Raw genomic sequence first — 18112 nt, forward strand, 5'->3', positions numbered from 1 at the left:
GGTCTGCGGCTGATGGGGCGGGGCGGCGAGCGGGCGGCGCGGACGGGCGCGGCCCGCCCGGATCGGCCACGGCACATGGACGGTTCGGAAGTCTCGGACGGCGGCGCTGCGTAGGCTCGTGCCGTGGATGAGAGTCAGGAATACACCAGGTACCGCCAGGACTCGGCGGTGCTCGCCGAGATCGGACGCTTCCTCGACCCCCAGATCGCACGCCTCACCGTACGGCTGTCCGGCGACCTGGCGCGGGCCGCGGTCGCCGCGTGGGACCGCGACGAGGAGGCGGAGGTGGGCGAGGAGACCGTCGAGCAGGCCCGGGTCCGGGACCGCGCGGCGTCCCTGGCGCTGATCGGCCTCGCGGTGTCGGACCGCGGCGTCGCCTCCGGCGCCGAGGTCGTCGTGGAGCTGGACGTGACGGAGGTCGCGGCCGCCCTCCTGGCCGCCTACGACGAGGACGTCATCCCGCTGGAGTCCCTCTGACCCCGTGACGGCGCCCCCCGGGGCCCCCGGGGCCGCCCGGCGGTCCCCTCGGGACTCCCGCCGGCCGGCGCACGACCTGCGGTGCCGTACGGACGGAATAAACTGGCGCCGGGTGTCACAGCGAAGGCGAGGTGAGTTCGCGGTGCGCAAGTCAGGGGCCATGCCGACACTTGATCCGGTGGATGTCGGCGAGCACGTGTGCTGGGTCGTCGATCCGGCCCAGGGATACACGGCCGCCACCTCGACGTTCCTGGCCGACGGCGAGCTCTTCGGTGACAAGGTGGTCATCGTCGGGTCGTCGCTGGACCCCGCTCCGTCGGCCGGCATCCTGCGGGACGCGATGGTGGTCGACCCGCGGCTGGTCCGTGGCGTGGATCCGGTGCCGGACATGAGTGCGATGCTGGGCCTGGTGCGGCGCGAGGCGGTCAGGGCGGGGCGCCAGGGCTACCGCGCGCTCCGCGTGCTCGCCGTGATGGACGAGCTCGTGCCGCCGGACGCGGGCCTGGACATGCTGATCGACCACGAGCTGCGCCTCGACGAGTTCGTGGCCGACAGCGCGGCCATCATGGTGTGCGCCTACGGCCGTGACCGCTTCGGCGCCGCCACGTTGGACCACGTGGCCTGTGTTCACCCTCGCGAGCTGGGCAGCGGCTGGGCGGGGCCGTCGTTCCGGATGTTCAACTCGGGTCCGGGCCGCTGGAGCGTGTGCGGGGTGGTCGACTCCGACGGCGCCGCGGCCTTCAGCGCCGCACTGGCCGCCGCCGCGGTGCTCTCTCCGGTGCTGCGGCTCCGTTTCGACGAGCTGGAGCTGATGGACGCCGCGGGGATGCGCGCACTCGTGGAGGCCGCCGCCCGTGCCCCCGTCAGCAGCATCACGGTCGAGGGCGCGAACCCGACAGTGCGGTCGTGCTGGGAGATGCTCGGCTACAGCACCTACGAGGCTCCCGTGGAGCTGACGCCATGACCACCCAAGTCACCGGTGCGGAGGTGGGCCTCCGCCACGAGCTCTACTCCTACTCGGGGGAGGCGCAGTTCCTCGACGGGGCGCTGTCCTTCATCGAAGACGCGCTGGCCGCCGACGAGGCCGTCCTGGTGTCGGTGCCCGAGAGCAGGGAGCAGATCCTGCGCGCCGAGTCGGTCGGCTCCGACCCCCGCGTGGTGTTCCTGGACGTCTCCCAACTGGGCCGCAACCCCGCCCGGCTCATCCCCGCCTGGCAGCGGTGGATCAGCGAGCGGACGGAGCAGGGGCGTCCGGTGCGGGGGATCGGCGAGACCGACTGGAGCGGGCGCGGCGCCGCGGAGATCGAGGAGCTGCGCTACCACGAGTGGCTGCTGAACCTGGCCTTCACCGGCTCGCCGGCGTGGTGGCTGCTGTGCCCCTACGACACCGACACGGTCGACCCCGGGATCATCCGGGCGGTCAGCCGGTGCCACCCGTTCGCCCTGGAGCAGGGCGTCCACCGGGAGCACCCGGACTACGTCCAGGCGCCCTTCGCCTGGGAGGAGCTGGAGCCGGCCTGCGACCCGTCGAAGGAGTTCCGCTACGGCAGGGGAGACCTCGCGGCCGTCCGGGACAAGGTGTCCGCCTGCGCCCTGCCGCACGGCCTGCGGGGGGAGCGGCTGAGGGAGACTCTCGTGGCGGTCACCGAGGTGGCCGGCAACAGCATCGCCCACGGGGGCGGGTACGGGACCCTCCGCACCTGGGTGCAGGAGGGCACGCTCGTCTGCGAGTTCCACGACGACGGGGTGATGACCGACCTCCTGGCCGGCCGCATGGTCCCGGCCCCCGGTCCGCTGAGCGGCCGGGGCATGTGGCTCGTCCACCAGCTGTGCGACCTGGTCCAGGTCCGGTCCGCCCCGGAGAGCGGCACGACCGTCCGCCTGCACATCGCCATCCCCCCGGTCTGAGCTCGGTGGCGACGTCACCGGTCCCGCAGGGCCTCCTCCACGGAGGTGAAGATCGTGAAATAGGGCAGGAGCCCGGTGGTGGTCAGCATGTGGCGCAGGGTGCGGTTCACCCCGGCCAGGGACAGGACGGTCTTGGTCTCCTGGCTCCTGCGCAGGATCCACAGCAGCTCGGCGAGCCCGGTGGAGTCGCAGAAGGTGAGTCCGGTGAGGTCGAGGACGAGCGTCGGTGTCGCGTCGGGGTCGCCGCTCCATACTTGGGCGAGCTCCCGCCGGAACATCGGCGCGTAGTCGTAGTCCAGCTCGCCGACCGCGCGGACGACGGTGGCGTCTCCGTGTGAGCCGGACGAGATGAGGAGCGTGGCCGCGCCTTCGGATGACATCGAGAACTCCTTAGACCCGCAGTTCACAGGGCGGGTGTTCCCCCTGTCCTACCAGGTATGCGGCTCCGTCGATCCATGATGACTGAGAATCGTAGGAGATTGGCCTGTTCCGGGAGTAATTCGGAGTAGGGCCGGGCGGGGAACCGGGCCGGGGCGGCTCTGCCGCCGGGCGGGACGAGAGTGCCGCCGGGGGCGGCCCCGGCGGCACTCCTGTCCCTTCTCACATGCGACTGTCCGCTCCGCCGGCCTGCCGGCCTACGGGTTGGTGGTGATGGTGAACGTCGACGTCGTGTTCTTCACGTTCGTGGCGTTGTCGCTCAGCCTCAGGTTGTCGAAGGTCACCGAGCCGACCGCCGGCCCCTGGCCGGTCTCCGGCATCTCGTTGGCCCAGATGCCGAACCCGGACTTGGCGTCGTAGGCGTCTCCGCTCTTCTGGGCGCCCGAGATCGAGATGTTCGTGAAGACGGTGTCCTTGATCGGGAACTGCGGCTGTCCTCCCACGTAGTTCGTCTGGAACATGATGCCGCTGTAGGTCGGGTCCACGATGTCCACGTCGCTCACGCGGATCCCCTGGAACACCTTCGAGGCGGAGAAGACCCAGATCCCCGGGAAGGTCTGCCCGTTCCAGAAGTGGCCGCCGGCCCGGACGATCGAGATGTTCTCGAACCTCGTCGGCGGGTCGGCGCCGAAGCCGTTCATCGGGTAGCCGAAGTCGAGCGAGCTGATCGTGATGCCGGAGTAGACCAGCGTGTCGGCGATGTAGATGTTCCTGAAGACGTTGTCGTATCCGCCGTAGACCGCGACGCCGGCCGCGCGCCAGGTCAGGATGGACGTCAGGTTCTCGTAGACGTTGCCCTTCATGTCGGAGCCGCCCGCGTCGATGGCCGAGAACAGCGCGAAGCTGTCGTCACCCGTGGCCCGGGCCTCGTTGTTGGTGACGAGGTTGTCCGTGCTGCCGTTGGTCATGTTGATGCCGTCGGCGAACATGTTGCGGATCCGGGAGTTCTTGATCGTCACCCGGTCGGTGTTCGCGCCCCAGTACAGGCAGACCATGTGCTCGTTCCAGATGTTGTCGATCACCACGTCGGAGACGTTGGAGAAGTCGAACACCTTGCCCGGGCCGTCGATGCGCGAGGTGTAGTTGCCGAAGTAGGCGAAGCCGGCGAACGTGGACCCCTTCGCCGTCCCGTCCGCGCGGAATCCGACGTCGGTGTTGTCCTGGGTCGACGGCGCGCGGAACTGCGTGTACCAGGGACCGGCGCCGATCACCTTGACGGCCTTGCCGTACACCTGGAACTTGCTCGCCGTCTGGTAGGTGCCAGGCGGCAGGTAGACACCGACGAGGGCGCCCGTGGTGTCCATCCGGACCTTGTCGAGCGCGTTCTGCACGTCCTGGTGGGCGAAGCCCGCCGGCACCGTGTACTTGGCGGGGTCGGGGTTGGCGACCGGCGACACCTGCTCGAGGTTGATGAAGTCGATCGCGTACGTCGTCGTGTTGGCCGGGTCCTTCTGCAGCCTGATCTTGCTGCCGGCCGGGACGGTCGTCCCGAGCATGAGGTTGGCCTCGTCGTAGATGTGACGCGGCCCGCCCGCCCCCGGCGAGTTGCCGGGAGCCGTCTCGTTCCCGTACAGCCAGGCGTACTTGGAGGTCAGGTTGATGGGCTTGAGGAAGGTGCCGTTGACGTAGACGTTGAGCGTCGAGTCGATCCCGCCGCCGCCCGGCGCGTCCGGGATGGACAAGCGCGTGACGAGGGTGTTGGTGTCCGCCTTGGCGGTGAACTCGACGTAGCTGCCCGTCGAGTTCAGCGTCACCGCCCTGCGGCCGGACGCCTCGCCCGCCAGGTCGCCCACGGTCCGGTTCGGGCCGATGACAGCCGCCCCGCCGCCGACGACGGCCTCCTCGGCCTCGTACATGTCGTAGGGCATGTTCGCGCCCCGCCCGACGAAGAACGGGTGTGTGCTGGTGTTGTTCTGCCGCTTCACCGGCAGTTCGTTGGCGTCGTCGGCCAGCACCACCTTGACGCCGTACTTGCCGTTGGCGGCCGTCCAGGTGCCCAGGTTGACGGGGTTGGCGGTGGCGCCGGCGGCGATCGCGCCGATGTGGGAGCCGGTCAGCGTGCGCACGACGGCGCCGGTCGCCGTGTTGGTGACCGTCAGCGTGATGCCGTGGGCGCCGCCCGCGGAGGCCACGGTGCCCTGGTTCTTGATCGCGACGGAGAAGGTCACGACGTCGCCGTTCGCCGGGTTGCTCGGCGTCCAGTTGACGGGGGAGACGACCAGGTCGGAGCTGTCGACGGGCCTGACGACGACCGGGGAGGGGTTGGTGAAGGCGTTGTCCGTCTCGTTCTGCTCGATGACGTCGCCACCCTCGTCGACCTTGGCGCTCAGCGGGTAGCTGCCCGCGTCACGGGGCCCGGCGCCGGCGGAGACGGTGCTGGAGGCGCCCGCGGCCAGCGCGCCGACCGAGGCGGTGCCGACCTTGGTGGTGCCCAGGTAGAAGTTGACGTCCGTCGCGCCGGAGGCCGCCGTCCCGGTGTTCTTGACCGTGGCCGACAGCGTGACGGAGTCGGTCTCGACCGGAGCCGCGGGAGCCGACGACATGCCCGTGATCGTCAGGTCCGGGTTCGGGGCGGGGGTACCGATGACCTGGAACTCGGCGACCTGCCCGGCGGGCGCGCCGGAGTTCGTGGTGATCTTGAGCTGGACGTCTGCGACCCTGCCGGCGACCGGGATCGTCACGGTGTTGCCGGAGGCGGGGTTGAAGGTGTGGACCGCCGCCGAGGACAGGTTGGCGAAGGAGGAGGAGCTCTGCCCGCGCCCGAGGACCTGGATGGTCTGCGTGCGCGTCGCCCACGCGCTGTCGGGGTTGAGCTTCAGCACGACCGAGTTGACGTCGGCGTCCGCGCCCAACTGCACCGTGAGCGTGTTGGGGTAGCTGCCGCCGTTGCCCTCCCAGTAGGTGGTCACATTGTTGTCGTTGGCGTTGGTGGCCACGAAGGTGAAGACCGAGGACGAGGCGGTGATCGGCTTGCCGGCGGCCAGGTTCGAGCCGCCCCCGCTGCCGTTGCGGGTGACGGTGTTGCCGGCGGCCGACTGGTTGCCCGCGGCGTCCTTCGCCTTGACGTGATAGGAGACCGTCGCGGTGTCGGGCTGGCTGTCGGTGTAGGTCAGGACGTTGCCCGCCACGCTGCCGCGCAGGACGTTGTTGGCGTAGACGTCGTAGCCGGTCACGCCCACGTTGTCGGTGGAGGCGCTCCAGGTCAGCTTGATCTGGCCGGGGGCGGGCTGGGTGTAGGCCAGATCGGCCGGCGCGGTGGGCGCCTGCGGGTCGCCGGTGGCGGGGCCGTACACCTCGAACTCCGACAGCTGCCCGGCCGGCCAGCCCGTGTTCGCCGTGATGTTCAACCGTATGTACCGGGTGGTGACGGCGGTGAAGCTGATCGTCACCGTGTTGCCCGTGGCCGGGTTGAAGGTGTGGCCCGCGGACGGGACGACGGTGGTGAAGGGCGGGCCGAGCGTGCTCGTCTGCACGTTCAGAGTCTGGGTCCTGGTGGCCCAGTCCGCCGCCGGCGGCAGTTTCAGGACGACCTTGTTGACGCTGACCGAGGCGCCGAGGTCCACCTGGACCCACTGCGGGAAGGTGTTGTTGGCGCTCTCCCAGTAGGTGGCCTGGTTGCCGTCGGTGATGTTGGCGGCCGTGTAGGGGTTGTTGGAGCTGCCGGCCGAGGCCGCCTTCCCCGCCGCCAGGTTCGGGTCGGCCGCCGCCGAGGCGGGGGAGAGGGGCCCGAACAGAGCTAGCAGGCTGGTCGCGACCACCGCAGCGACCAGCCGTAATGACGTTGCGTGCTTGTTTCTCATGGCGTTCCTCTATCTCTCGTCTGGAACGACGGGCGCGGTGAGGAGGCGGTGACCTCCGCCGCGGGACGCACTCGGCCGCTGGAGGGGGTGACCGGCGGGACCGGCGAGGGGGTGAACGTCGGGACTACGTGGAACCTGGGCGGACGGGGTCCGCGACCGTAGTCGTCGGGTGGCGATCGGACACGCAATGCCGGAGCCGACATCACTGGGTCCTCTCCGTGGGGGCGGAGCGGGCGCACGGACACTGCGTGTCCTGCCAAAAATTGCGAGGAACAGCTAGAAAGTAACAATAGTTTGCAAAAATCTTGCGTTGCGCTGGCCAAATGTTAACTACGTGCTACAGCCGCGTCAACGGCTAGGAAAGGGCGGTTTTCTATGGCATATCGACTTGCTGCTGATCTGATGGAGATTCCGCCGGGGGTGGGCCGGTGAAGGCGACGACGGCGACGGCGGTGCCGGTGCTGGTGGCGACGGCGTCGCCGGCTGCGGCTGCGGCTGTGACGGCGGTGCCGGTTGCGACGGCGGTGGTGCGGCCGGATCCGCCTGTTCCGCCCGCGGAGGGCATAGGGCGAGCGTGACCGCGACATGAGTTTGCTTTTCACCCAAGTCGCGAATGATCTACGCATGAATCGTGAAATGAATGACGGCCGGCGTCGCGGGGTGCGCCGGACCGCCTGTGGCCTGGCATTCACGTTGGCATGCGGCCTCTGCCCGGCCGTTCCGGCGGCCGCCGCGGACGTCGCCCGGAATGCGCCGCCCGTCCCGGCCACGCCCGCCGTCTTCAGACTGGGGTCGATCAAAAGCTCGACCTATGTCATTCGCCGCGGGCGCAAGACATGGGCGCAGTTCACCATGGACGTGAGGGTGCACAGCCAGAACGAGGTCCCGGTGACCATCACCGGGATCGGCCGGAGCGGGGCCGGACTGAAACTGCTCTCTCCCGAGAGGCGGGACCCCTATGTCCTGCAGCCCGCGCAGAGCGTGAGATTCTCCCTCAAATATGAGATCACCAGCTGTGATGCCGTCCAGCAGGGAGACTGGCCGATACCGATCCGGGTGCGGACGGACGACGGGGAGAGCATCGCCTACGCCTCCCTGCTGCTGTCCAAAATCGCGCCGAAATACCGGGTCAACGCGCCCTGGCAGGCCGCCCTGGCCGAACAGGCGTGCACCGCTCGCTGACGGGGATCGCCCCTCCCTGGCGAGATCGGGACAGCTCCGGTGGGCCCGGAGCGGTCCCCGGTAGGCATCAGCCCGTCCGGACCGCCGGCTCCCGGAGCGCCCAGCGTCCCACCACCGGATGCTCCACGAACGCGGTGGGCCACATCCGCCACGGGTTCGGCAGCATCCGGCGGTGCCGTGGCCACAGGCGGACCATGCCGTTGTGACATGGGTCATGTCGCGGCGTGTCACGTCCGCCGTGACGGCGTCCGTCTCATGCGGTGAGCCCGATGGGCGCTCGGGACCGGCGGCGACCGACCGCGGTGGCCGGGCGACAGGCCGAGTGGCGGGCCGGAAGGAGACGAGGATGTCCAGCGAGATCACAGTCATCGGTGGGGGACTGGCGGGTCTGGTGGCGGCCGTCGCGAGCGCGGAGGCGGGGGCGGCGGTGACCCTGCACGAGGCCCACGCCTCCCTCGGCGGCCGCGGGCGCGGCACACCCGCCCCGTACGTCGCCCACGAGGGAGCGCATGTCTTCTACGCCGACGGTCCGCACTGGACATGGCTGGCCGAGCGGGGGCTGACCGGGAAGCTGGGCAGGCCGCCGGTGCGCGAGATGCGGGCGGGTTTCCTGTGGGAGGGGCGGCTGCGGCGCCGCCCGCCGGCCGGGTTCCTCCGCATGGTCACGCTGGGCCGGGGCCGCAAGGCGCCCGTCGACCGCGACTTCCTCGGCTGGGCGGCCGAGAGCTACGGGGAGGAGACCGCCCGCCAGGCCGCCAACGCCATCAGCGTGGTGACCTACGACGCCGACACCGGGCGGCTGTCGGCGGCCTTCGTGTGGGAACTGTTGCGCCGGGTGTTCGCGCCCAAGCCCCCGGCGGTGCGGTGGGTGGTCGGTGGATGGCAGGCGGTGATCGACCGGCTGGCGGCCCGTGCGCGGGCGCTCGGCGTGCGCGTCGAGCTGAAGTCCAGGCTCACCGAGCTGCCCGGTCACCCCACGATCGTGGCGACCGAGCTGTCCTCGGCGCGCGCGCTGCTCGGGGACGCCTCGCTGCGCTGGGAGAGCGGCCACTGCGTCATGCTCGACCTCGCGGTGTCCCGGGGCGGCGGCGACCTGTTCATCTGCTGGGACCTCGACGGGGGCGGCTTCCACGAGAGCTACTCGATGCAGGATCCGACGGTGGCGCCGCCCGGTGAGTCCCTGTTCCAGATCGACATGCCGGTGCGCTCCGGGGAGAGCCGGGCGGACGCCCGGCTACGCCTTGAGGCCCTCACCGACCTGGCCGTGCCCGGTTGGCGCGAGCGGGCGACCTGGCAACGGTCCGCCACGGCCCGGGGCCGCACCGGAGCCCTGGACCTCCCCGGACACACCTGGCGCGACCGCCCCGCGATCGACCGGGGCGACGGGGTGTTCCTCGCCGGCGACATGGTGGCCGCCCCGGGCATGCGCGGGGAGATCTCCATCAACAGTGCGATCCGCGCAGCGGCGGGCGCGGTACGGGCGGCCGCCGCACGGCCGCACCACGGCCGCGCCGCCTCCGCGCCGAAGCTCCCGGCGTAGACGTCGGCGGCCACGCCGTGTGCCGGACGAGGGTACGGTAAACGTCCCCTCGGGCGAGCGTACGGCGGTCGTCTCCCCGGGCGAACGTACAGCGGACGCCCCGTGGCCGCCGGTCCGGTCGTCCCGGCGAGTGCCGTGAGACGCGCTGCCGGCCTGGCACGGGCCGGCCGTGCTCGCGCGGGAACCGGACACGCGGCGGCCCTCGGTGAAGCCGGGAGAGCCGGCTTCACCGTCCTAGCGGGCGGCGGTGGGCTCGGGGGCGGTGGCGAGCTCGCAGGTGGTCACGGGCTCGCAGGTGGTCACGGGCTCGGAGGCGGTGGCGGGCTCGCAGGTGGTCACGGGCTCGGAGGTGGTCACGGGCTCGGAGGCGGTGGCGGCCATGCGGCGGGCGATCGTCGGGGCCAGGGCTCCGACTCCGAGAGCTGCGGCGATGCCCGCGACGGCGCTGAACCACCAGACCGCGGCGGGGCCGACGGAGGCGTAGACGGTGGTGCCCACACCCAGGGCGACGAATCGGGCGATGCCCCAGGTCCACTGGTAGCTGCCCTGGTAGCGGCCGCGGGCGTCCGCCGGGGCGAGGCCCGCGATGATCGCTCCGGGGATGCCGCCGACCATCGCTTCGCCGATCGACCAGAGCACGACGGTCCCGGCGTACGACCAGGCGTCGTGCGCCACCCCGGTCAGCGCGATGCCTGTCGCGGCGAGCGCGCTGGCCCCCACATAGACCGGGATCTGCGGGAGCCGGGCCAGGACGTTCGTGGCGACCGGCTGCAGCACCACCACCAGGACCGCGTTGAGCGTGGCCATCAGGCCGAGCGTGGTGGCGGGCAGCCCCCGGTCGCGGATCGCCAGCGGCAGGCAGACCTCGGTGAGGGAGTAGACCACCAGGCCGGTGCCGAGCAGCGGGAGCAGCACCCGCATCAGGGGATCCCGGTACACCACCCCGTAGCCCGTCCCGCTCCCGGAGCCGGTGGCCCGGGCGGCGCCGCCGCGTCCGCCGGGCAGCAGCGCGACCACGATGAGCGCGTGCGCCAGCGAGGTCACCGCGTCCAACGCGAACAGCAGCCAGTAGCCGTGCGACGCCAGGAATCCGCCGAGAATCCCCGCCGCGGCGGTGCCGAGGTTGACCGCCCAGTGGAACAGGGAGAAGGCGGTGCGCCGCTGCTCGGCTGTCACCGCGTCGGTCAGCATCGCGCCGGAGGCCGGGCCGACCATGGAGCCCGCCGCGCTGAGGAACATGGCCGCGAGGGCCAGCGTGACCACGTTCGGAGCGGCGAACAGCAGGCCCTGCGCGACAGCCGTCCCGATCAGCCCGGCCAGCATCGTGGGGCGTCGGCCCAGCCGGTCGGCGAGCAGACCGCCGACCACCGGGCCGATCAGGTTGCCCGCGCCCAGCGCGCCCAGGACGTACGGGATCTGCTCGGTGGGGATGCCGCGGCTCCCGAGGTAGAAGACCAGGAAGGGCGTGACCACGTAACCGAGCCGGTTGACCACGGTCCCGGCGAAGACGATCCAAGCGGTCCGGGGCAGGCCGCTGAAGGTGGAGAGCATGACGGGAATCCTGCGTCCCCCGTACACTCACCACCAATGATTAAGCTCACGCTTAATCCAGGGAGCCGATTGGGCACACACTGAATCCACGGAGTAGCCATGCTGGCCGAACTGGCCTTCTCAGCCGACGATCTGGCCCTGACCCGGTTCGCGGTCTCGCCGATGTGGGAGGTCGTCACCAGTTTCCGGCTGCTGACAGCGGGCCCCGCGCATCCGGTGTACCGCGCCTGGATCGATCAGGTACGGCCACGGGTGGCCGCGGCCGGGCTCGACTCGGGCTGGCTGGCCGAGCTGATCCCGCCCGCCGGGTATCTCCCCGACTTCCTCACCCCACCCTCCCGCGAGCCGGCCCCCGCCCTCGACGCCGAACTCGCCGCCATCCGGGCCACCCCGGCCGACCAGGTGCTGAGCGACCTCGACTACCTCGGCCGCACCGGACCCCGCTGCCAGGCCCTGCGCGCGGACCCGGAGACGCGGCTGGCCCGGATCTCGGAGGAGATCGAGACGTACTGGGAGCTGGCACTCGCCCCCTACTGGGCGAAGATCCGCGTGGTGCTGAACGCGGACGTCTTCCACCGTGTGCGCCAGGTCGCCGAGTACGGCGTGGGCCGCCTTTTCAACGACCTGCATTCCACGCTGAGCTGGGACGACAACACCCTCCGGATGGTCCGCAGGCACTGCGGCATCACCCGGGAGGCCACCGGGCCGGGCCTGCTGCTGGTCCCCTCCGCCTTCGCCGTACACACGCTCACCTGGTCGCGTCCGCCGGGACCGCCGCAGCTCGCCTACCCCGCCCGGGGCACCGGCACGCTGTGGGAGCACCGCCCGGTGAAGCGCACCGAGGCGATCGCCGCGGTCCTCGGCCGCTCCCGGACCATCCTGCTGACCGAGCTGGAGGCTCCGGCCTCCACGACCGAGCTCGCCCACCGCACCGGCATCTCCACGGCCGGGGTCTCCCAGCACCTCACCGCCCTGCGCGACGCGGGTATGGTCAGCGCCCACCGTGCCGGGCGCTCGGTCCTCTACGCCCGCACGGCGGTCGCGGAATCCCTTCTCGCCGCGACCGTCTGAACCGGACGGCCCCCGGCCGGAGCGCGGTGGTCACCGGCGGCCCGGCCACGTTCACCGCGCAGGCGAACGGCCTCGGGCGATGGAAAGACGACCCCGTGGATGAACGATGGAAAGATGACCCCATGGATGAAGAGGTCGTCCCCATCCTTCACGTCAAGGACGCCGGGGCAGCGGTCGACTGGTATGAGCGCCTGGGCTTCGTCAAACAGTGGGAACACCGCTTCCAGCTTGATCTCCCGGCGTTCGTCGAAGTCGCGCGAGGTCGCGTCCGGATCTTCCTGTCGGAGCACGAGGGCGACGCTCGCCCCAATACGTTGATCTACCTCCGGGTCCGTGATGTCGACGCCGTCGCCGTCGAGTTCGGCGTCCAGGTGCAGGACGCTCCGTGGGCACGCGAGATCGAGCTGCAGGACCCCGACGGCAACCGGCTCCGCGTGGGGACGCCCAGCAGCGCTGACTGACAGCGCCGTCCAAGCACGCGCCGCCCGGATGTGAAGGGCGAGGTTCGCCGTGATCGCACGTAATACGGAACATGGAGTACACCCTGGAAACGGAGAAGACCCGGGTCCGGAAAGCATCCGCGACCCGGGCCTCCGAGGTGGCTCGCCGCCTGTCCCGGCACGCGCCCGGCACGGGAACCACGGTGTGACGTCCTCGGCATGCCGCGATGACGCCGCCGTCCGGCGGGAAAAGCTGTGGCGACTGCTGCGCCGAGCCGTTACGAAGGGCGGCGGACAGGCGGTGGACAGGCGGTGGACAAGGGCGCGGGACAAGGGCGGCGGACAAGGCGCGGGCGGAAGGCGGCGGGCGACGTGGGCACGATCAGGAAACTCGTGATCAGCGATGTGCCGGTCGCGGCGGAAGACCATGGTGGGCACGGCAGGGATGTGCTTCTCCTGCATGGTGGCGGGCGGACTCGCAGGGACTGGGACGTCTTCGCGGAGCTTCTCGTGGACAGGGGGTTCCGGCCGGTGGCCATGGACCTACGTGGCCACGGCGAGTCGGGTGCGGCGCCCTGGTCGTGGCGGGAGGTGCTGGTGGATGTCGCCGCCGTCGTGGAGGAGTTCGGACTCCGCCGGCCGGTGATCGTCGGGCACTCCCTGGGAGGCATGGTCGCCACGCTCTGGGCCGGGGAGCATCCGGAGTGCCCGCTCGCGGTCAACCTCGACGGTCACGGCAATCCGACACGGCCTGGGCACTTCCACGGTCTGGACGAGGTCTCGGCAGCGCGTGCGTGTCAGGAGATGACCTCCTTCCTGGGCGAGATGGGGCAAGGGCTCCCGGAGTCATTTCTTCAGGTCATGCGAGAGATAGACGCTCTCGACCTCTTCGCCGCCTATCGCGCTGCGCGCTGTCCGCTACTTGTCGTCAGCGGTGATGCGACGGCCTTCGCGGGCGTGTTCCCCGAGCCTCTCGTCCCTGCCTGGAAGGCGTACTGCGCATGGGTGGAGCACGAGCTGGAGGCCGTCGTGCGAGAGGCGTCGTCGGTGCGGGCAGTCTCCCTGCCCACCGGGCACGACCCACATCGTGAGGACCCGGAGGGGTTGGCGCGTCTCCTGGTGGGAGAGCTCGCCCGGTGTGACGAGGGATCCTGGAGCGGGTGACGGGCGTCGGGCCCGCGCTGTCAGCTCGGGATCGTCTCCTGACCCTGCTGCCCTGAGCTGGGAAAACGGGGGTGCAGGTCAGGGTGGGCCGTGTGACCGTGAGTCCCCGTGGTTCTCCGTGAGTTTCTGTGGTTCTCCGTGAGCCCCGCCTGTTCTGGCACGCGCCTGGCACGCGGTCATGGCGGGTGCTCTGCTGGGTTCAGGCTCATCCGGGTGCTTCATGACCGGCAGACTCTTCGAGAGGGCGGTCAGGACCTCGGACCGATCATCCGTCTGGGCTTACGGGTTCGTCGTCCCAGTCCGGGGGGGTGACCGTCCCGGAAAGCCAGTCACGCCGAAGGATCGCGTAGCCGATCGAGTCATAACATATGCCGTCCGGGCCTGGCCACGCCTCTCGGTAGTGCGACTCCTTTGCGTAGCCGCTCTTGCGGAAGATTGCCCGCATCGCGTGGTTGTCCTGGCGAGTCGTGCCCTCGATCCTCATGATGTCGGGCAGTTCGGTGAAGAGGTGGCCGGTCAGCCAGGCCACCGCCGCCGTGCCGATACCCCGCCCCCGCCAAGCCTGCCGTATCCGTAGGTCGAACATGGGTGTGTCGTCGGCGAGGTCCTGCAGCTTGACCAACCCCGCGCGCTCGCCGTTTGTCAGCACCCAGAACGTTCTTGTCTCCTCATTGTCGTAAAAGCCTTCGGCGGCTCGGCGTTTGACCGTCTCCCGGTCCTGAGTTCCCGCATGGAATGGCCATTCTTCTCCGGTCAGGAAATCGACGAGCGGCTCTACGTCGTCGAGCGAGAATCTCAAGAACTCGATATGCACTCCTTGATCCTCTCCACCGGCCATGCATTGGTCAAACGCGTTCCTGTCCCGTCCGGGAGTGGCCAGAGGCCGCAGACCAGGACCCATGCCCGGGCAGCCGCTCTCCCGCCGGAGGCAACGGCAGCAAGATCAAGGCTCTGGAGGACTGTGGGCGATGACAGTCGGACCAGCGCTGTCAGCTCGGGAATTCCCTACCGGGCTTGCCCTCTGAGCTGGGGAAACGTCCACCTGTGGAGAAGTGGTGCAGCTCCCCGTGAGTCCCCCTTGTTCTCGATCTTCAAGTAGGCCGCAAAGTCTCGCATGTCACGAACATCTGCGACGTCGGTTACATAGTCGAAATAAAGATCATCCCACGTATATCCCGCGCTGGCCGGCCGTCGACATAATGACGGGGAGATCGAGAAGGTGATGCCATGGAGGACTACCAGCGGGCGCTCATCGGCCAAATGGTCGAGCGCATCGACCTCTATGGCTCCGGTGAGATCCCTCTGCCCAAGCTGGTCGAAGACCTCCGCGGCCTGTTCGAGGCCGCCGACCCCCGCGAACTGAGCATCAGGGACTCGTTCGAGGAGACCTGGGCCGAACTCGACGCCGAGAGCGAGCTCAGGACTGAACCATGGGCGCCTCCCGGACTCGCCGACGATGCTCACTTGCGTGAGATCCTCCGTCGGTTGCGCTCCTGGATCGACTGGCATGGACTCGCGCCTTCTGGTCCATAGGTCCTCGAACGCTGTCCAGAGCCGTTCGGACTGGTTCACCATGCAGGCCACGCGTGGATTGCCTGTCCGTATCAGTCCAGCTCGGTCCGGAGCCGTGCGGTCCGTCGGCTCCCGGAATCGGAGCGCCGATGGTACATGGCGGTCTCACATGCCTGGCCGTATCAGGAGCCTCAGTCCTCGTAGTCCTCGAACTCCCACTCTCCGATTCGGCCGATCTTCGCGGCGAGTTCGTCCCAGGTGGGGGCTTCTCGGACGATGCAGTATGTGTCCATGTCCGCCCCGGCATCCTGCTCGTCCGGTTCCTCGGTGGACATCATGAAGATCAAAGCATTCCCGGTGCCGTCCTCCCTCGTGCCCGGCCATGCCAAGGATGATCAGCCCCGGGTCGTCGCCTCGACCGACGGTTCGCACGACCATGGTCCCAAGAGGAGGCTCGGCCGGGTCAAGGTCTCTGTCTGTCGGCGAAGTGGGGCGGAGCTGATTTCTGGCAGGAGCACATCTTCGGACCACGCCGTGATCACCCATGGCGGTATGAGAGCCGGCTTGCGCGGGAACATGGTCAGTTCCTCCACGTAGGCCGAAGCGGGCACCTCGATGCCCCCGGCGGGTCGAATCCGCAGTGATCCGTCTGCAGGGAAAGCGGGCCACGAGCCAGAGGCTCCCGCCGGAGGCGCTTCTTCGGGCCTATGGTGGCACCGTGGCGAAGCGGAAGGGCGGCGAGCTCAATCGCCGTCTCAATGACCGGCTGTGGGACGACGCGGGCCGGGAGTGGACGCGGGTTGTCGGGCGTGCCTATGGCGTCAACGCCCAACGCGCAGCCGAGCTGTTCGCTGACCCCTCAGTACGGGTGGGCTCCTGGCGGATGTCAGGGCCGGTTAGGTGGGCGGACTCTCCTGCGGAGCGGGGGCATCAGCGGCGTCGTTACAGCCACGCCGGGAGTGATCCCGGCGTGGTCATCGAGGTGACGGAGTGGGCGCGGTCGAGCGGTGAGCGCTTGGTGCTTGTCGAAGAGCACTGCTGAGCTTCAGGGGTCGATGGCTCCGCGAAACACGGCCGCAGCCGCCGACGGCCGGGTCCGGCCCCCAGGCCGCGAGGCGGCGCGGAGCGCTGCTCTTGATCATTACAAGGACAATCCGGCAAGCTGTTTTCAGGGGGGTGGTTTGTCTGAATGGCGAAGGAGCTGATCTGGATGGATCTCAGAGTGACGCAGGTAATTCTGTTGGGAGTCTCGTGCCTGATTGCTGCGCTTGGCGTCTACACCTTGGTGGCCGATCGGGTGCCTCGCTTGCCTTTCCTTCCCCGTGACCCCGGTAAGCCTCGACGCTATGGGTGGGGAGTGATTCTGATAGCGGCCTTCGGCGTCATGGAAGCGCTGGGTCAAGACGTGATGGAGCCGGGATCTGGACCGGACCTGGCATTGCTCGTACTGCCGTATGTATTTTTCGTGCTGGGAATAGTGCTGGTGACGCTTTCGGTGAAGCGGTCTTAGTAATCTCTGTGCTCCCGGCAGGAAGCATCGGTCGACTTCACCGGATAAGCGTTTGTCGAATAGCTCGGGGCGGTGTGATAAGCGCTCTGCGGGCTGTGAGGCACCGTTCGTGGAACTCCTCGGCCAGAGCCTCGCGACGACAGCGCTGGCGTAGGTCTCGGTTGCAGCACAGGGTGGGACTCGTCACCGTTGCGGTGACCGAATCGCCTGCGCACGGCAAAGCTCCCCACATCCCCGGCCGTCATTCCTTCGACAAGACCGGCCACACCGCCAGGACGCCGGGCATCGGCCCGATGGCGGGGGCGATCGCGCGGGCGAGAGCCGGTTCGGAGAACTTGACGAAGAAGGAACCCGGGTAGGTCCCATCCGACTCGGACTTCGGGTCGGAGAGCTTCGCGAGTTTCAGGGCGTGGCCGGGGTCCTGGAAGTAAATCGTCTCCACTCCGGGCAGGTCCCGCAGTCGAGCGACGATCGCGGCCTTCTCCCTCTCAGTGACCGTCCCCGTCGCTCCCGCACGCCGGGTCTGCCGGCACTCGGATGCGGCCTGGGAGATGACGTCCTTCCCACACAGAGAGATCTGAGCCTCAGCCCTGCCTGCCCAGAAATTCACCCCCGACCGCGACACGGTGGAGACCTTCGGCGCCGATCTCATCTTCTCGACCACGGCGGCGAAGTCCTCAGCGCGACGGAGAGTGCCATGCAGGACGTCGCCGGACAGGCCCAGACTCTGCGCTCGTCTGGTGTCACCGATCCGTTCGAAGCTTCTGCGCCACTGATGGGACAGATCCTGGCCGCTCCGCACCTCGACCGACGTCACCTGGGGCAATGCCCGGAGCATGGCCTCGGTTTCCTGCCGTTGTTCAACAGTCGCCGCAGCCAGGGCAGGGCATCCGCACATGACCACCTCGAACTCCAAGGACGGGGACAGTGCGATGTCCGGCGGAGGCTGGGGCAGCCAGGATCGCTCGTACAGATACCAGCCGCCGGCCCCGGCCAGACCGAGCACCACCAGTGCTACGGCGCAAATTGCCAGCAGCTTGGTATGCGCCGCCACCCAGGGGCCGAGTCCTGGTCCGTGGTCAGGGTCGTCACCGCCAAAGGCCAATTCCTCATATTCCACCCGTCCGACTATGTCGACCTTTCTGAGTTCTGGTCAAGGCGTATCGGATGGGCACCACAGTCAGGTCCCGATCTCTGGTGTTGGTAAGGCCGTTTGTGCAGACGGCGTGTACTCCTGCTGGAACACCTGTCTGACCGTTACTTCTCGCGGCCTTCGGAAACGGCGCTTTTCCACGTTCCGCCTGCCTCGCGAGTGAGCCACAGCATACGGATCAGCGCCGATGATTCGGGCAGCCTTGGGGGCTATTCATGCCACTACTACGGAGACCTGATGCACGAACACGTTGAAGTCCGTGTCACTGCCGCTGAGCCTGAAAGGCTGAAGTTACAGCGGTTCGAGGAGCAGGCCGGTCTGGGCGATGAAGCCGTCGAGCAGCGCAGGACGGTACTGCATCCGTTT

At 69.1% G+C, this 18112-nt stretch carries 17 protein-coding genes; 11 read left to right on the top strand and 6 right to left on the bottom strand.

Translation table 11 applies throughout. From position 1 onward, the window contains the following. Positions 1–123 precede the first annotated feature (123 nt). The 3 genes from ACZ6R6_RS45425 (at position 124) to ACZ6R6_RS45435 (ending at position 2385) form a co-directional block, all read left to right on the top strand. A complete protein-coding gene (locus ACZ6R6_RS45425) occupies positions 124–477 on the top strand; it encodes a hypothetical protein (protein WP_470103340.1) in 354 nt (117 codons plus the stop codon). A 160-nt stretch (positions 478–637) separates the two neighbouring features. Beyond that, positions 638–1441 carry an MEDS domain-containing protein gene (locus ACZ6R6_RS45430; protein ID WP_470103342.1) on the top strand — a complete coding sequence of 268 codons (804 nt, stop codon included), beginning with the start codon at positions 638–640 and terminating at the stop codon, positions 1439–1441. Further along, positions 1438–2385 (top strand): anti-sigma factor RsbA family regulatory protein, encoded by a 948-nt coding sequence (locus ACZ6R6_RS45435; protein WP_470103343.1) that lies wholly within the window; start codon positions 1438–1440, stop codon positions 2383–2385. The genes ACZ6R6_RS45430 and ACZ6R6_RS45435 overlap by 4 nt, the downstream gene beginning before the upstream one ends. A gap of 14 nt (positions 2386–2399) precedes the next feature. Here ACZ6R6_RS45435 and ACZ6R6_RS45440 read toward each other — a convergent pair whose 3' ends face one another. Next, positions 2400–2765, bottom strand: coding sequence for an STAS domain-containing protein (locus tag ACZ6R6_RS45440; protein ID WP_470103344.1), 366 nt, complete (start codon positions 2763–2765; stop codon positions 2400–2402). 255 nt (positions 2766–3020) lie between these two features. Next, on the bottom strand, positions 3021–6623 hold the full coding sequence (locus tag ACZ6R6_RS45445) for a discoidin domain-containing protein (RefSeq protein WP_470103346.1): 3603 nt from the start codon (positions 6621–6623) through the stop codon (positions 3021–3023). Positions 6624–7208: 585 nt separating this feature from the next. Here ACZ6R6_RS45445 and ACZ6R6_RS45450 point away from each other — a divergent pair. Both ACZ6R6_RS45450 and ACZ6R6_RS45455 read left to right on the top strand, forming a co-directional pair. Further along, positions 7209–7805 carry a hypothetical protein gene (locus tag ACZ6R6_RS45450; RefSeq protein ID WP_470103347.1) on the top strand — a complete coding sequence of 199 codons (597 nt, stop codon included), beginning with the start codon at positions 7209–7211 and terminating at the stop codon, positions 7803–7805. A gap of 346 nt (positions 7806–8151) precedes the next feature. Further along, positions 8152–9345 (top strand): FAD-dependent oxidoreductase, encoded by a 1194-nt coding sequence (locus ACZ6R6_RS45455; RefSeq protein ID WP_470103349.1) that lies wholly within the window; start codon positions 8152–8154, stop codon positions 9343–9345. A 234-nt stretch (positions 9346–9579) separates the two neighbouring features. Here ACZ6R6_RS45455 and ACZ6R6_RS45460 read toward each other — a convergent pair whose 3' ends face one another. Further along, entirely contained in the window at positions 9580–10896 is a 1317-nt protein-coding gene (locus tag ACZ6R6_RS45460; RefSeq protein ID WP_470103350.1) for an MFS transporter, read from the bottom strand. 99 nt (positions 10897–10995) lie between these two features. On the opposite strand from ACZ6R6_RS45460, the gene ACZ6R6_RS45465 reads away from it, so the two are divergent. The 3 genes from ACZ6R6_RS45465 to ACZ6R6_RS45475 all read left to right on the top strand — a co-directional run bounded on the left by ACZ6R6_RS45465 (position 10996) and on the right by ACZ6R6_RS45475 (position 13571). Continuing rightward, entirely contained in the window at positions 10996–11967 is a 972-nt protein-coding gene (locus ACZ6R6_RS45465; protein ID WP_470103352.1) for an ArsR/SmtB family transcription factor, read from the top strand. Between the two features lie 122 nt (positions 11968–12089). Next, entirely contained in the window at positions 12090–12428 is a 339-nt protein-coding gene (locus ACZ6R6_RS45470; protein WP_470103354.1) for a glyoxalase superfamily protein, read from the top strand. 351 nt (positions 12429–12779) lie between these two features. Further along, positions 12780–13571 (top strand): alpha/beta fold hydrolase, encoded by a 792-nt coding sequence (locus ACZ6R6_RS45475; RefSeq protein WP_470103355.1) that lies wholly within the window; start codon positions 12780–12782, stop codon positions 13569–13571. Positions 13572–13836: 265 nt separating this feature from the next. Here ACZ6R6_RS45475 and ACZ6R6_RS45480 read toward each other — a convergent pair whose 3' ends face one another. After that, on the bottom strand, positions 13837–14385 hold the full coding sequence (locus tag ACZ6R6_RS45480; RefSeq protein WP_470103356.1) for a GNAT family N-acetyltransferase: 549 nt from the start codon (positions 14383–14385) through the stop codon (positions 13837–13839). 413 nt (positions 14386–14798) lie between these two features. Between ACZ6R6_RS45480 and ACZ6R6_RS45485 the strand changes: the two genes are divergently transcribed. Next, positions 14799–15104 carry a hypothetical protein gene (locus ACZ6R6_RS45485; protein WP_470103358.1) on the top strand — a complete coding sequence of 102 codons (306 nt, stop codon included), beginning with the start codon at positions 14799–14801 and terminating at the stop codon, positions 15102–15104. Between the two features lie 170 nt (positions 15105–15274). Here the strand turns inward: ACZ6R6_RS45485 and ACZ6R6_RS45490 are convergent, their stop codons facing one another. Further along, positions 15275–15421: a hypothetical protein gene (locus ACZ6R6_RS45490; protein ID WP_470103359.1), complete on the bottom strand. Its 147-nt coding sequence runs from the start codon at positions 15419–15421 to the stop codon at positions 15275–15277. A 380-nt stretch (positions 15422–15801) separates the two neighbouring features. Here ACZ6R6_RS45490 and ACZ6R6_RS45495 point away from each other — a divergent pair, with 380 nt between their 5' ends. Beyond that, entirely contained in the window at positions 15802–16125 is a 324-nt protein-coding gene (locus ACZ6R6_RS45495) for a hypothetical protein (RefSeq protein ID WP_470103361.1), read from the top strand. 147 nt (positions 16126–16272) lie between these two features. Continuing rightward, positions 16273–16593, top strand: a complete 321-nt coding sequence (locus ACZ6R6_RS45500; protein ID WP_470103362.1) for a hypothetical protein — start codon at positions 16273–16275, stop codon at positions 16591–16593. Positions 16594–16834: 241 nt separating this feature from the next. Here the strand turns inward: ACZ6R6_RS45500 and ACZ6R6_RS45505 are convergent, their stop codons facing one another. After that, on the bottom strand, positions 16835–17713 hold the full coding sequence (locus tag ACZ6R6_RS45505) for a hypothetical protein (RefSeq protein WP_470103364.1): 879 nt from the start codon (positions 17711–17713) through the stop codon (positions 16835–16837). Positions 17714–18112: the final 399 nt, after the last annotated feature.

Source organism: Streptosporangium sp. NPDC048886, from assembly GCF_055586905.1.

Coding starts and splice junctions, on each gene's coding strand:
- ACZ6R6_RS45430 (WP_470103342.1), top strand. CDS start 638: ATGCCGACACTTGATCCGGTGGATGTCGGCGAGCACGTGTGCTGGGTC.
- ACZ6R6_RS45435 (WP_470103343.1), top strand. CDS start 1,438: ATGACCACCCAAGTCACCGGTGCGGAGGTGGGCCTCCGCCACGAGCTC.
- ACZ6R6_RS45440 (WP_470103344.1), bottom strand. CDS start 2,765: ATGTCATCCGAAGGCGCGGCCACGCTCCTCATCTCGTCCGGCTCACAC.
- ACZ6R6_RS45445 (WP_470103346.1), bottom strand. CDS start 6,623: ATGAGAAACAAGCACGCAACGTCATTACGGCTGGTCGCTGCGGTGGTC.
- ACZ6R6_RS45450 (WP_470103347.1), top strand. CDS start 7,209: ATGAGTTTGCTTTTCACCCAAGTCGCGAATGATCTACGCATGAATCGT.
- ACZ6R6_RS45455 (WP_470103349.1), top strand. CDS start 8,152: ATGTCCAGCGAGATCACAGTCATCGGTGGGGGACTGGCGGGTCTGGTG.
- ACZ6R6_RS45460 (WP_470103350.1), bottom strand. CDS start 10,896: ATGCTCTCCACCTTCAGCGGCCTGCCCCGGACCGCTTGGATCGTCTTC.
- ACZ6R6_RS45465 (WP_470103352.1), top strand. CDS start 10,996: ATGCTGGCCGAACTGGCCTTCTCAGCCGACGATCTGGCCCTGACCCGG.
- ACZ6R6_RS45470 (WP_470103354.1), top strand. CDS start 12,090: ATGGATGAAGAGGTCGTCCCCATCCTTCACGTCAAGGACGCCGGGGCA.
- ACZ6R6_RS45485 (WP_470103358.1), top strand. CDS start 14,799: ATGGAGGACTACCAGCGGGCGCTCATCGGCCAAATGGTCGAGCGCATC.
- ACZ6R6_RS45490 (WP_470103359.1), bottom strand. CDS start 15,421: ATGATGTCCACCGAGGAACCGGACGAGCAGGATGCCGGGGCGGACATG.
- ACZ6R6_RS45500 (WP_470103362.1), top strand. CDS start 16,273: ATGGCGAAGGAGCTGATCTGGATGGATCTCAGAGTGACGCAGGTAATT.